Genomic DNA, 12,697 nt, shown 5'->3' with positions numbered 1-12,697 from the left:
GTTAGGTTTCGCGCTTCTTCGGTTACATGCAGAAAAACAACCATGGCGCGGGACAACGACATTCCCCAGGTCTGGGAAGACCGGGGCGGCAATGGCGGCGCCGGACACGGCAGGCTTGTCCCACGGGACATGACGTCGACCGAGTTCGCCGAATTCAAAGCCCGAGAAGCGACCTACGACGCAATGATCGCCCGCCAGCAGGCGTATGAAGATCGGCACTTGCGCCAGATCGAGCAGCGTCCGCAAGCGCCCGGCCGGGGTTGTGTGTTCGCCAAAAGCTGCAACCTTTCGGACGGCGTGATAGATCACAAAAATTCGGCCGGTTTTATCCCGACCGAACGCTTGGCCGAGTACGGTCAGTGGGCCGTTCTCGGCAGTCAGGTACCGATCAGCGCTGAAGGCGTGCCATTGAAATGGGTGGCAGGCTCCGGAAGCGGTCGGGCGCTGGCCCAACGACTCGGCGGGTCACTCGGGCTCAGCCTGCTGAGCGGCGCCAGTACCGTCGGCACGCTGGCGTTGTTGATCCCCAACACGGATACCTCGTCCGACAGCGCTTTTTACACAACCGAACAATACGCACTACTCGCCAGCGGCCGCACCCGTGTGCGCTTCAGTGCCAAGACACTGCCCGACGGCTCAATCAGCGCCTACGGCTTCTACACGGGTGGCAAGAAAGACTGGGAGTTCGTCCCGGTCATCAAGGCGCAACGAGAAGGCGAACACTTCATCGCCGACCTCGGCCACGGCATCGGCCTGATCTGGACACCTGCCGCCAATCCCGACGACGCGCCCCCCATCCCCGCCCTGGAAGGCGCCCCGCCGCTGCCGACGATCTGGGTCTATCCGCCGGGCGAGAAGACCGACCGCATTCTCGTCAACCCGCAGCACCCGCCGGATTATCACGACGCGATCGTCTGGTTTCCGGTGGATGCGGGGCTGGCACCGATTTATGTGGTGCTCAGTACGCGGTATGAGCCGGGGGTTGTGACGGGGGTGGGTGAGGATGTTGAGGGACGATGGCTCGACACTGCCCGTTCCGGACTCGGAGCGCCAATTCCAACCAATATGGCCAGTCAATTAAGAGGACGTCGTTTCTCCAGCTTCGATGCATTCCGACGAGCGTTCTGGACCGCCGCATCGAAAAGGCCGGAATTGAGTTCCCAGTTTTCGCGCAGGGATCTGGATCGTATGCGAGCAGGAAAAGCCCCGCGTGTCGATATTTCGGATGTGGCAGGCTCAAGGATCTCGCATGAGATACATCACGTGGAGCTGATTTCAGAGGGTGGTCCGGTTTACGACGTCGATAACATGCGAGTTAACACACCTCGAAACCACATTGACGTACATCAGAATTAAGGAAAGAAAATGAAGGATCCCTTTATCAAAAACAACATTTCTGAATACACGGAGCGCGAGTTCGTTAGTTTTCTGGAAGAAATATTCAAGGAGGACCAGGCGCCTTCTGATACCCGCGCCGACTTGCTGGTTCGCCACTTCAACAAGATCGTCGGGCATCCGGAGAAGATGAACCTTATCTATCGTCCGCTGCCCGAGGCCGATGACTCAGCGGAAGGAATAACCCGAACCATAAAAGAATGGCGCATATCCCAAGGCCTGCCGGGATTCAAACCCGACTAACCTTCATGTATACACCGGCCAGGTATCGACGATCTTGCCGCCACGTACCGCCAGCAAGTCACCGAATTGCAGGAGGACGGCTTCAGTCTGGGTCGGTCGCAGGAACACCTGATCCTCCACCGTCAGCCCCACGGCATTTGAACCATTGACCATCTCCTGATTCGAACTGCGCCCGTAAACGCCATTGCTCTGCAGCCCCGGTGGCGATTCGAACTCAGCCATCCAGTTGCCGCCGTAGATGAAGAAGGTCTGGCGCTGGTTGGCATCCCACCATGAAAACAGTTTCGACTTGTCGTCCAGCGCCGGAATGTTCACCGCCCCCGTGCTTTTCAACACCGGCGTGGCGATGTACGCGGCAGGCTCGTGTTCGACCAGCGACGGCAGATCGTAATGAGTCGGTTTGAGCATCGCCGTCCCCACCGACACTTCGCTGCTGAGATTTTCGTTTTCGTGCATGCGGTAACTCGGACTGCCGGCGGTGTTCAGGCACAAGCCGTCATGCCACAGCGCCGGGTATTGCTGACGGGTGAAATCGACGCAGTGCTGATAAATCACCATCACCTTGGCGAACAATTCCTCGGGCGAACCGAGCATCCCCGGCACGCCCATGCCCACGAACGGGTCGTAGCCCATGAACCCGGCGAACTCCAGATGCTGCGGGTTGGCGGCGATCAGCGCGAGCATCTGCCCGAGCACGTTCATGTCACTGACGCCGCCACGGTGCAGGCCAACGTCCAGTTCGATGTTGATCCGCATCCGCGTGCCCAATCCCTGGGCCAGTGCTAGGTATTGCTGCAGACGTTCGGGGTTGTCGATCAGCCATTGCAGTTGCTTCGCCGAGTCGAACGGGCCTTTGTGGGTCTGGTAGAACAGCTCCGCCGAGCGCACCGGCAAGGGCTTGCCGAGCAGAATGTCGGACTGCGGGTAAACCTGTGCATCGTGATTGAGAAACGGCTGATGAAACGACATCAATCGCTGCGTCCCTGCTCTTTGACCGATGTAGCTGAGCAGCCCCGGCGACGGCAACGATTTCTCCACCAACCGCAGGTGCTTGCCGGTGCGTTTGACCGAGCGCATCACCACATCGATGTTGTGATCCAGCCGATCCAGATCGATCAGCAACACCGGGCGCATCGGGCCTTTTGCCTTGAGCTCATTGTTCAGCGCCCGGAAATATTCACTGTAAGGCCCGCCGCGATCCCCCGGCCGCAGCCATGCACCAACGCCCACCAACAAGGCACCGACACCCAAAGTGCCGAGCACGAAATTACGTCGATTGACCGCCATCAGCTCACCCCCAGAATCGACGACAGATGCCCGTTGAGAAACTTGCCGCTCGGGTCCAGCGCCTGACGCACCTGAATAAACTCCTGCCAGCGCGGATAGAGCGTTTGCAACGTGCGGGCATTGAGTGTGTGCAACTTGCCCCAGTGCGGGCGGCCGTTGTACTTCCAGAAGATCGGCTCGACGGCGGCGAAGAAGTTGTGATGGTCCATCTGGTAATGCTGGTGGACCGAGATCGAACAGCTTTCGCGGCCTTCGAACATGCTCAGCGGAATATCGTCGGCCTTCACGTAGCGATACTCGATGGGAAACCAGGTGCGCAGGTCCTTGTCACGGACCAGCTTGAGAATCTCGCGCAGGCATGCCGGGCCCTGCTCGGCGGGCACCGAATATTCCATTTCGTTGAAGCGCACCGTACGCACGTTGGCGTAGATGTCGAACGAGTCGCCAACCCGGTCATCGAAACTCGCCAGATGCCGCAGGCTGTTGAGCAGCGAACTGCGCAGGTTCGGGAAGTCGCTGCCGTACTTGTCGATCTTCTCGATCAGCGTCACGAACTCGTTGCCGCCCTCCTCTTCAGGCGGGATCGGTGGCGTGGGCGGGTCGGTGGTTTCGTTGAGGGCGATCGACAAGGCGTAGTCGGAATGAGTGACGACGAGCATTTCCCAGTGCTGGTTTTCGCGGGTGTTCTTGTCGATGTCTTCCAGCAGCTCTTCGGTCTTGGCGATCCACTGGGTTTCGCGCAGGCGATAGGCCGGGCGGTTTTGCAGGCGGATTTTGGTGGCCACGCCCAACGCGCCGAGGGATACCCGGGCGGCACTGAATACTTCGGGATGTCGCTGGCTGTCGCAGTCCAGCACTTCGCCGTTGGCGGTCACCAGTTGCATCCCGCAGACGTGGGCCGAGTAGGACTGGAAGGTTTTGCCGGTGCCGTGAGTCGAGGTGGAAATGGCCCCGGCGAGGGTCTGGTAGTCGATGTCAGCCATGTTTTGCAGGGCCTGGCCGATGTCCTTGAGCGGCGTGCCCATGCGCGACATCGGCGTGCCGGCGGCGAATTCGGCCTGCAAGGTTTTCGGGTCGTGATCGAGCAAACCGTTGAAGTAGCTGAGCGACAGCAACGTACCGTCGGTAGGCACCAGCGCACTGAATGAATGCGCCGAGCCGACCGGACGGATCTTGCCCGGTGCCTGCTGAATCACCGACGTCAGTTCATCCAGATTCTTCGGCGCCACCCGCGCCGCCGGCAGGCAACTCTGCCCGCCCGACCAGTTGCGCCAGGGAATCAGCCGGGGCGCGCGCATCAACTGGCCCAGCGCCGGGTTGGAGGCCAGCGCGCTGAACGCCCCGACGATGCTTGCCCGTTGCAACAACTGCCGGCGTGTCAGATCTATCGGCATGCCAGGATCCTTATTGTGGGAGCGGCTGGTCGGCCATGAAGCCGATCAACTGAAGGAATTGTTCTTCCGAGCACTCCACGCACTGGCCCATTGGCGGCATGCCGTTGTAGCCATTGATGGCGTGGTCGAGCAGCGTGTCGGCGCCCTGCTGGATGCGCGGTTCCCAGGCCTTGCGGTCACCGGTCAGCGGCGCATTCGCGGCGGGGTTGGCGTGGCAGAGCTGGCAACTGTTGGCATAGATCTGCGCCAACGCCGGGTCTTTGGGCATGGCGTTGTTGGTGCTGGCCGGGGGTTTGGGGTCTTCGCCGCAGCCGGCCAGTGCAGTGACCAGCATCAGCAACAACGTGATTCGGGATGCCCGCATAACGATCCTCGCGTGGGGTGCCACTTATTGTTGTGACCACACCTTAAGGCAGCGACGGCGGCGGGTTGAGGGCATTGCGGGCCAGTGAAGGGGGCAAACGGGGACAGTCGGGATGCGACTCGGGATCGAATAAAAGGTGGGAATCTTGTTGAGCCCTCTGTCCTGCGCCTTTGAGTGACATTCGGGTGACATTTGCGGGTTTAAATTTCAGCGCATTCAGGCGTATAACCTGTACAGACTTTTTCAATTGGCAAGCAGGGTAGCGACATGACCACAGCAAACATCCTTGGCAACTTGTTCCCTTCTGTCAGCGACATCCCGGAAAAATACCGCCTCGACGGTCAGGTCGAGCAACGCGAATACCTGGTCGATGGCCAGTTGCGCCGCTGGGACGGCCCGCTCGCCACCGTGCGCAGCCCGGTCTATCTCAAGGGTGACAACGGCGACGAACAAGTGATCCTCGGCAGCACGCCGCTGCTGGACGCCGAGACCGCCCTCACCGCCCTCGACGCCGCCGTGCGCGCCTACGACCGGGGCCAGGGCCTGTGGCCGACCATGCGCGTGGCCGAACGCATCCAGCACGTCGAAGCCTTCCTTGGGCGCATGCGCCAACAGCGCGACGCCGTGGTGAAACTGCTGATGTGGGAAATCGGCAAGAACCTCAAGGACTCGGAAAAAGAGTTCGACCGCACCTGCGACTACATCGTCGACACCATCAATGCGCTGAAAGAACTCGACCGCCGCTCCAGCCGTTTCGAGCTGGAACAGGACACCCTGGGCCAGATCCGCCGCGTACCGCTCGGTGTGGCGCTGTGCATGGGCCCTTACAACTATCCGTTGAACGAGACCTTCACCACGCTGATTCCGGCGCTGATCATGGGCAACACCGTGGTGTTCAAACCGGCCAAGCTCGGGGTGCTGCTGATCCGTCCATTGCTCGAAGCTTTCCGCGACAGCTTCCCGACCGGTGTCATCAACGTCATCTACGGCAGCGGCCGCGAGACCGTCAGTGCGCTGATGGCCAGCGGCAAGATCGACATCTTCGCCTTCATCGGCACCAACAAGGCCGCCAGCGACCTGAAGAAACTGCACCCGAAACCGCACCGTTTGCGCGCCGCGTTGGGGCTGGATGCGAAGAACCCCGGCATCGTCCTGCCCGAGGTCGATCTGGATAACGCGGTCAGTGAAGCGGTCACCGGTTCCCTGTCGTTCAACGGCCAGCGTTGCACCGCGCTGAAGATCCTGTTTGTGCATGAAGACGTGGTTGAGAGCTTCATCGAGAAATTCAACGCCAAACTGGCCAGCCTCAAACCGGGCATGCCGTGGGACAGCGGGGTTTCGCTGACGCCGCTGCCGGAGTCGGGCAAGGTCGACTACCTGCACGGCCTGGTGGCCGATGCGCAGAGCAAAGGCGCCCAAGTGGTCAACCCGAATGGCGGCGAGTCGCGAGAGTCGTTCTTCTATCCGGCGGTGCTGTACCCGGTGACGCCACAGATGCGCGTGTATCAGGAAGAACAGTTCGGCCCGGTGGTGCCAATCGTGCCGTACCGTCACCTCGATACCGTGATCGATTACGTACTGGAATCGGACTTCGGCCAGCAACTGAGCATCTTCGGCACCAACCCGGTGGCCGTCGGCCGATTGGTGGACACCTTCGCCAACCAGGTCGGGCGTATCAACCTGAATGCCCAGTGCCAGCGCGGCCCGGACACCTACCCGTTCAACGGGCGCAAGAACTCCGCCGAAGGCACGCTGTCGGTACACGATGCGCTGCGGGTGTTTTCGATCCGTACGCTGGTGGCGACCAAGTTCCAGGAACCCAACAAGGATCTGATCAGCGAAATCATTCGCGGGCGGGATTCGAACTTCATCGCGACCGATTACATCTTTTAAGGAGGAATCAGCGCTGAGCACTTTCAGCCCCCACCGCTGGCCGCCGCTGTTGCGGCGGATCCTGCGGCCATTGCTGGACCCGTACCGTCGCTACCGACACGCGCGGTTGATTCATGCGGTGCGGGTGGCGCTGGGGTTGCTGGCGACGATTCTGTTGACCACCGGCATCAACCTGCCCCACGGCGAGTGGGCGTCAGTGACCATGCTGGTGGTCATCGGTGGTTTGCAGCACCACGGCAACATCGGCAAGAAAGCCGCCGAACGCGCCACCGGCACCTTGATCGGCGCCGGCGTCGGCTTGTTGTTGGTGGCGCAACAGGCATGGCTCGGTCTGCCGTGGCTGACCTATTTTGCGATGGCGGTGGTGTGCGGATTTTTCTCGTATCACGCCATCGGCAAGGGCGGCTACACCGCCCTGCTTTCGGCCATCACCGTTTTCATTGTCGCCGGGCATGGCGACAACCCGATCACCGACGGGCTGTGGCGCGGGGTCGATATCCTGATCGGTATCGCCCTGGCCCTGGCTTTTTCCTTCGCGTTGCCGCTGTACGCGGTGTATTCGTGGCGCTACAACCTGGCCGACGCATTGCGCGATTGCGCCACGGTGTACGGGCGGATCATCAGTGGTGAACCGGTTTCGGCCGATGAACACTTGAAACTGATGGGCCGGCTGAACACGGTGATGGTGCAACTGCGCTCACTGATGCCGTCGGTGTCCAAGGAAGTGAAGGTCTCGATGACCGAACTGGATGCGATCCAGCGCAACCTGCGCATGTGCATCAGCACCCTGGAAATCCTCGGCAATACCCGGCCGGACACCAGCGACCCTGAAGCCATGGCGCATCTGCAATCGGCATTGAAGGCCGAGCACCGGCAGATTCGCGTGCAACTGATTGGCATGGCCCGGGCCCTGAAAACCGGTGCAACCCAGCGTCTCGGGCGCCCGGTGGAATTACCGGACGCCAGCCTCGACGCCCCGGTCTACAGCCCGTTGGACGGTTACCGTCTGCTGACCCGGCAACTGGCGTCCAACATCGGCGAAATGCGCCAGCGCCTGGCGAAAACCGCGCCGCGCTGGAACATCTGAGGTTACTGCGCCGCCAGCCGTCGCGACTTGAAACCCCAGCCCTGTTGCATCCCGGCGGCGGCCAGCAGGATGGCCGCCACGCCCACCCATTGCAGGGTTTGCAATTGATGGCCGAAGGCAAACCAGTCGACGAAAATCGCCGCAATCGGATAGATGAACGATAGCGCGCCGGTCAATGCGGTCGGCAGTTTCTGGATCGCCCCATACAGCAGCACATACATCAGCCCCGTGTGAACGATGCCCAGCGTGACCAAACTGGCCCAGGCACTGGGCGCTTGCGGCAGAGCGCTGAAGTGAGCGAACGGTGCGAGCATCAACACCCCGGTGCAGACCTGGATCAGCGCGATCAAGTGTGGCGGCGTGCCGGTCAGGCGCTTGATGATCAACGCGGCGATGGCGTACAACAATGCTGCGCCAAGGGCCAGGGCGATCCCCATCAGGTAGTCATTGCCGCCCTCGCCTTGCTCGCCGTGGGCACTGACAATCGCCAACATGCCGAGGAAGGAAATTCCCAGCCAGAACAGCTTTTGCAGGGTGATCTTCTCGCCAAGAAACAGCGCGGCCAATCCCACCAGCATGAACGGCTGCACGTTGTAAACCGCCGTGCCGATGGCAATCGACGCCCGGGAATAGGAGGCGAACAGCAACACCCAGTTGCCGACGATCGCCATGCCGCTGAGCACCGCCAGCAGGAAGGTGGTGCGCGTCAGAATCCCCGGACGCAAGAAACCGAACGCCGCGCAGATCAGCAGCAAGGTGCCGGCGCCGAATACGCAGCGCCAGAACACCACGTCCAGCACCGGTTGGCCTGACACCAGCACGAACCAGCCGATCGTCCCGGATATCAGCATGGCAGCGGTCATTTCAAATGAGCCGCGACGGATTGGGTTGTCCATCATCAATCTCCTTAATGTGTGGCCAAAGTATGCCAAGCGAGACCGGAGCTTCTCCAGCGCAAAAAGCAGGCTAAACTCGATTTCTGCCTTTTTTATCAAGGGTGGTTTGCGTCATTCGCCTAATGCGGGAGATTTTTGTATGACCGACGATATCGACCAGATCCTGATCGGGGCCTTGATGGAAGACTCCCGGCGTTCGCTCAAGGCGCTGGCGCAAATCAGCGGCTTGTCTTCACCGAGCGTGGCCGAACGCTTGCGACGCCTTGAAGAGCGCGGCGTGCTCAAGGGCTACACCGTGGAGATCGATCCTAAGTGCTTCGGCTACCAGTTGCAGGCCATTGTCCGGGTGCGGCCGTTGCCGGGGCAGTTGCAGGAAGTGGAACGGCAAATTATGTCGATTCCCGAATTCACCGAGTGCGACAAGGTGACCGGCGAAGATTGCTTCATTGCCCGCCTGCATGTGCGCTCGATGGAGCAACTGGATACCTTGCTCGATCGACTCAATACGCTGGCCGAAACCAACACCGCGATCGTCAAGAAGACCCCGGTCAAACGACGATTGCCGCCGATGGCGTGAGAAGCGTAGATTGGCGTTTTTCCGGCGAAGGATTCGCGGCATGAAAATTCAGGCGGTGATACTGGCGGCATTGATGCTGGCTGGTTGCGGGACCATACAGACCGTGGTACTCAGCGATAAGGCGAACGTGGATCAGTTGAAGGCAAATAGAACCTACTGCGGCGCCGTACCGCGCATCTACAGCGGCGTGACGTACGATTTCTGCATGCTGCACGCCGAAAAACCGGATGACGTCGATGCGTTCAACTACAAGAACCCGTCCCTGGGGCTGGTGGTCGACGGAGCCGTTTCCGGGGTGCTGGATACATTTCTGCTGCCCTACACGATTTACAAGCAACACGCCGACGGCAGCATAGAGATCAACTGATCGCTGCGCCCTGCCCGCTTTTTCGCAGGCAACAAAAAACCCGCTTTCGCGGGTTTTTTGTTAACGCCGATTAAACCAATCAGTCGTCGCGGCTCATGATGCCGAAGATCTGCAACAGGCTGATGAACAGGTTGTAGATCGATACATACAGGCTGATGGTCGCCATGATGTAGTTGCGTTCGCCGCCGTGGATGATGGCGCTGGTCTGGAACAGGATGCAGACCGACGAGAACAGCACAAAACCTGCGCTGATCGCCAGTTGCAGGCCGCTGATCTGGAAGAACATGCCCGCCAGAGTGGCACCCAGCAACACGAAGAAACCGGCGGTGATGAAACCACCGAGGAAGCTCATGTCCTTGCGGGTGATCAGCACGTAGGCCGACAGACCACCGAACACCAGTGCAGTCATCGCGAACGCCGAGCTGACCACTTCAGCGCCGCCCTGCATGCCCAGGTAACGGTTGAGGATCGGGCCGAGCAGGAAACCCATGAAACCGGTCAGGGCAAACGCGGACACCAGGCCCCAGGCCGAATCACGGAGTTTGTTGGTGAGGAAAAACAGCCCGTAGAAGCCGATCAGCACCACGAAAATGTTCGGGTAGCCAACACGCATCTGCTGAGCTACGAAAGCCATCACGCCGCTGAATGCAAGGGTCAGCGCCAGTAGGCCATAAGTGTTGCGCAGGACGCGGCTAACCTCTAGCTGCTCAGCCTGCACGCTGTTGTGAACTGCGTAATCCTGTTCGCGCATGGCGACACTCCTGTTGGTTTGAAACGTTCAGTCGCAAAGATCATAACAGACGCTCTGTAACAAGCCATGCACAGAGTTTGACAGTGTGTTTCATTCAGGTATTATGGCGCCCGCAACGCAACGGAGGTGTGGCCGAGTGGTTTAAGGCAACGGTCTTGAAAACCGTCGACTGTAACAGGTCCATGAGTTCGAATCCCATCGCCTCCGCCATATTTGATACGACAAAGCCCTGATTATTCAGGGCTTTGTCGTTTCTGGTGTTCTGAAAATTCTGCGGTCATCATGGCGGTCCTTCAGAAAACCGAGCAATCCATGACAAGGCTGTCATTCGCCATCCGAATTCTGTTCGCCTGCTGTCTTTTGGTGGCGACTACCAATCACATTCGAGCGGATTTCCAGCATGGGTTGTTCTGGGATTACGGATATGGGGCAAGCACTCTTTGGGCCAGCCGCATTTTCTGGGCAGCGCTTACGTTTCTGGACCCGCTGGCAGCGCTGCTGCTGTTCATAAAGCCCAGGGCTGGAATCTTCCTGACTGCAGCAATCATTCTGGCGGACGTCGCCCACAACACCTACTACGTTGCCCTGAATCACCAGTGGCTGGAGCTGTTCTACCTGTCTCAGGTGGCGTTTCTTATAGCGGTAGTTCTACTTTCGCCTGTCGTCTGGAGAAAAGCGCCCGCACCCTCTCCTTAAAATAAAAACCTTTATTATCGTTCCATTAGCAAAATCAGGATAAGACTCATGGGCGCGCCCATTATTATTGGCAACAGCTATGACCTCTGGGTCAGCAACAGCATGAAAGATACCTTTTGCGAGGTACTAACCGCGGTCGCAATCCTGGAAGGTCATGATGTGAAGGCCATATACGACGAGGCTCCAGGTGTAGCGGGCACCTATGGTATTCCAGGCGTGGGTATCGTTCTCGACGAGTTCTATCTCTATCTTGGCGGGTTTTCAGGCGTTCGACGCCACCTCGATGTTTGCCGAGCACGACTAGGCGAAGTTATAGAGTCTTGCGGACTGTCGCCAGTTGGTGCAGAACGCATGGCACACCTACTGGCATGGGCTGCATACCACATGGATGGCAACCCGATCCCTATAGGCGGCTCTTTCTATGAGGACTGGCCCCCTTTATTTTCTCAAGCCTAACCAACAGATAAACATCTGCCGAATCAAGCGGCATACGGAAAAACACGGATGACTTCTTTCAGAAATCTTGGCTTCTGGGGCAAAGTCTGGGCCTGTGCCTGGATAGCGTTCCTGCTGCTGACTTCCGGCGATTCAGGCGCTAACTGGATGGATATAAGCTCATCCGGCCGCAAGCGTGTCTTCAGTCCTGGCTTTCTCGTGCTGTGCGTATTTGTAGCTGTGGTTGAGCTGATACTACTCAACCACTTCTATGGTGCGCGAATGAAGTGAAGGCAAGGCAGATCACGTGGTGTCGGCTTCCTTGTGCTGCAGATTCATCAGGCTTGTGTTCTTCCCGTTTTCACAGCAGCGTGAAAAACTGCGCACGCTTTGCTACTCACTTTTTTGTCTGTTTTGATGGAACTACCGATGGACATCATGGATACCCAGCAAGAAAACGCCCTCGAAAAATCACTCAGGCTGGCGGCGGATGAACCGGCCCATCGACCCGAGTTTTTCAAGACACTGTTGAATTCCACTATCTACATTCTTGGCACGACCGACACTGGCGAAGGTCAAGTCAACCTTGAGGCTGGCAGCAACATCAGCATCGCGCATTGGCAAAAGCCCGAAGGCACCGCGGTCATCCCGTTTTTTTCTTCGTTGCAAACGCTACAGAAATCCATAGACAGCGAAGAGTCCTACATCGAGATCCCGGCCAGATCGCTGTTTGAAATCACACAGGGCACCCCTCTTTTCCTTAATCCAAAGTCTCCTTACGGGAAAGAGTTCTTCCCGGAGGAAGTGCGCCATTTGCTCGGCGACGAGATCGGCCAAAAGCCGACGCAGCGCACGGTCGAAAAAGACACTCAAGTGCTGCTCGGGCAGCCATCGCAATATCCCGCGAAGATGGTCAACTCGCTCACCCAATTACTCGCCAAACATCACAACGTGAAGCGTGCGTTTCTGGCGTTGATGCATGATGCATCGTCTGATCAAAAGCCTCATCTGGTCATTGGTATCGAAGCGGACGGCGATATTGAACGGGTCATGCTTGAAGCCGGCAACGTTGCCGGGGACACCGCTCCGGATGGCGAACCCGTGGACCTGTACCGCGTTCAAGAAGGTGATCCAGGCCTTGGCGATTACTTCCTCAAGCAAACCACCCCCTTCTATGAACGGAAGTCGGCAGGCTGGCTGCGCTCATTGTTTGGCTTTGGCAAGGCGTGACAGAGCACAACGCCGTGTTAACGGTGCCGAGAAAACTCTGCACCAGCAAAGACAAGTAATCCCATCGATCGAAATTTACCCT

At 58.8% G+C, this 12,697-nt stretch carries 15 protein-coding genes and 1 tRNA gene; 11 read left to right on the top strand and 5 right to left on the bottom strand.

Features of this window, described 5'->3' with window-relative positions; genetic code table 11:
* Positions 1–42 precede the first annotated feature (42 nt).
* Together AC1RMX_RS04060 and AC1RMX_RS04055 are read left to right on the top strand one after the other, a co-directional pair.
* Positions 43–1,356, top strand: coding sequence for an S-type pyocin domain-containing protein (locus AC1RMX_RS04060; RefSeq protein ID WP_493070560.1), 1,314 nt, complete (start codon positions 43–45; stop codon positions 1,354–1,356).
* 9 nt (positions 1,357–1,365) lie between these two features.
* Entirely contained in the window at positions 1,366–1,638 is a 273-nt protein-coding gene (locus tag AC1RMX_RS04055) for a bacteriocin immunity protein (RefSeq protein WP_493070558.1), read from the top strand.
* 3 nt (positions 1,639–1,641) lie between these two features.
* On the opposite strand, the gene AC1RMX_RS04050 is transcribed toward AC1RMX_RS04055, so the two are convergent.
* The 3 genes from AC1RMX_RS04050 to AC1RMX_RS04040 all read right to left on the bottom strand — a co-directional run bounded on the left by AC1RMX_RS04050 (position 1,642) and on the right by AC1RMX_RS04040 (position 4,683).
* Complete coding sequence (locus AC1RMX_RS04050) at positions 1,642–2,850, bottom strand: DSD1 family PLP-dependent enzyme (protein WP_493071153.1); 1,209 nt, start codon at positions 2,848–2,850, stop codon at positions 1,642–1,644.
* Positions 2,851–2,924: 74 nt separating this feature from the next.
* Positions 2,925–4,253 carry a D-arabinono-1,4-lactone oxidase gene (locus tag AC1RMX_RS04045; protein WP_493071151.1) on the bottom strand — a complete coding sequence of 443 codons (1,329 nt, stop codon included), beginning with the start codon at positions 4,251–4,253 and terminating at the stop codon, positions 2,925–2,927.
* A 76-nt stretch (positions 4,254–4,329) separates the two neighbouring features.
* Positions 4,330–4,683 (bottom strand): c-type cytochrome, encoded by a 354-nt coding sequence (locus AC1RMX_RS04040; protein ID WP_102622311.1) that lies wholly within the window; start codon positions 4,681–4,683, stop codon positions 4,330–4,332.
* Positions 4,684–4,950: 267 nt separating this feature from the next.
* On the opposite strand from AC1RMX_RS04040, the gene AC1RMX_RS04035 reads away from it, so the two are divergent.
* Complete coding sequence (locus tag AC1RMX_RS04035; protein ID WP_096821799.1) at positions 4,951–6,576, top strand: NADP-dependent glyceraldehyde-3-phosphate dehydrogenase; 1,626 nt, start codon at positions 4,951–4,953, stop codon at positions 6,574–6,576.
* A 46-nt stretch (positions 6,577–6,622) separates the two neighbouring features.
* Positions 6,623–7,663, top strand: coding sequence for an FUSC family protein (locus tag AC1RMX_RS04030; protein ID WP_248739831.1), 1,041 nt, complete (start codon positions 6,623–6,625; stop codon positions 7,661–7,663).
* Positions 7,664–7,665: 2 nt separating this feature from the next.
* Here AC1RMX_RS04030 and AC1RMX_RS04025 read toward each other — a convergent pair whose 3' ends face one another.
* On the bottom strand, positions 7,666–8,559 hold the full coding sequence (locus AC1RMX_RS04025) for a DMT family transporter (protein ID WP_096821798.1): 894 nt from the start codon (positions 8,557–8,559) through the stop codon (positions 7,666–7,668).
* Positions 8,560–8,698: 139 nt separating this feature from the next.
* Between AC1RMX_RS04025 and AC1RMX_RS04020 the strand changes: the two genes are divergently transcribed.
* Together AC1RMX_RS04020 and AC1RMX_RS04015 are read left to right on the top strand one after the other, a co-directional pair.
* Positions 8,699–9,136 carry an Lrp/AsnC family transcriptional regulator gene (locus tag AC1RMX_RS04020; RefSeq protein ID WP_007955121.1) on the top strand — a complete coding sequence of 146 codons (438 nt, stop codon included), beginning with the start codon at positions 8,699–8,701 and terminating at the stop codon, positions 9,134–9,136.
* 40 nt (positions 9,137–9,176) lie between these two features.
* Positions 9,177–9,503 (top strand): YceK/YidQ family lipoprotein, encoded by a 327-nt coding sequence (locus AC1RMX_RS04015; RefSeq protein WP_102622308.1) that lies wholly within the window; start codon positions 9,177–9,179, stop codon positions 9,501–9,503.
* Between the two features lie 79 nt (positions 9,504–9,582).
* On the opposite strand, the gene AC1RMX_RS04010 is transcribed toward AC1RMX_RS04015, so the two are convergent.
* A complete protein-coding gene (locus AC1RMX_RS04010) occupies positions 9,583–10,254 on the bottom strand; it encodes a Bax inhibitor-1/YccA family protein (protein WP_003224442.1) in 672 nt (223 codons plus the stop codon).
* 122 nt (positions 10,255–10,376) lie between these two features.
* Between AC1RMX_RS04010 and AC1RMX_RS04005 the strand changes: the two genes are divergently transcribed.
* The 5 genes from AC1RMX_RS04005 (at position 10,377) to sseB (ending at position 12,615) form a co-directional block, all read left to right on the top strand.
* Positions 10,377–10,464, top strand: a tRNA-Ser gene (locus AC1RMX_RS04005).
* Between the two features lie 102 nt (positions 10,465–10,566).
* The gene (locus tag AC1RMX_RS04000; protein WP_493070555.1) at positions 10,567–10,950 is read left to right on the top strand and encodes a hypothetical protein; all 384 of its coding nucleotides are present in this window, start codon (positions 10,567–10,569) and stop codon (positions 10,948–10,950) included.
* Between the two features lie 48 nt (positions 10,951–10,998).
* Positions 10,999–11,406, top strand: coding sequence for a hypothetical protein (locus AC1RMX_RS03995; protein ID WP_096821796.1), 408 nt, complete (start codon positions 10,999–11,001; stop codon positions 11,404–11,406).
* Between the two features lie 48 nt (positions 11,407–11,454).
* Positions 11,455–11,676, top strand: a complete 222-nt coding sequence (locus tag AC1RMX_RS03990) for a hypothetical protein (RefSeq protein ID WP_096821795.1) — start codon at positions 11,455–11,457, stop codon at positions 11,674–11,676.
* 138 nt (positions 11,677–11,814) lie between these two features.
* Positions 11,815–12,615 carry an enhanced serine sensitivity protein SseB gene (gene sseB / locus AC1RMX_RS03985; RefSeq protein WP_493070552.1) on the top strand — a complete coding sequence of 267 codons (801 nt, stop codon included), beginning with the start codon at positions 11,815–11,817 and terminating at the stop codon, positions 12,613–12,615.
* Positions 12,616–12,697 lie beyond the last annotated feature (82 nt).

This window comes from Pseudomonas sp. GW822-FHT03F04, assembly GCF_058801405.1.
This window is presented reverse-complemented; position numbering and strand designations above follow the sequence as displayed.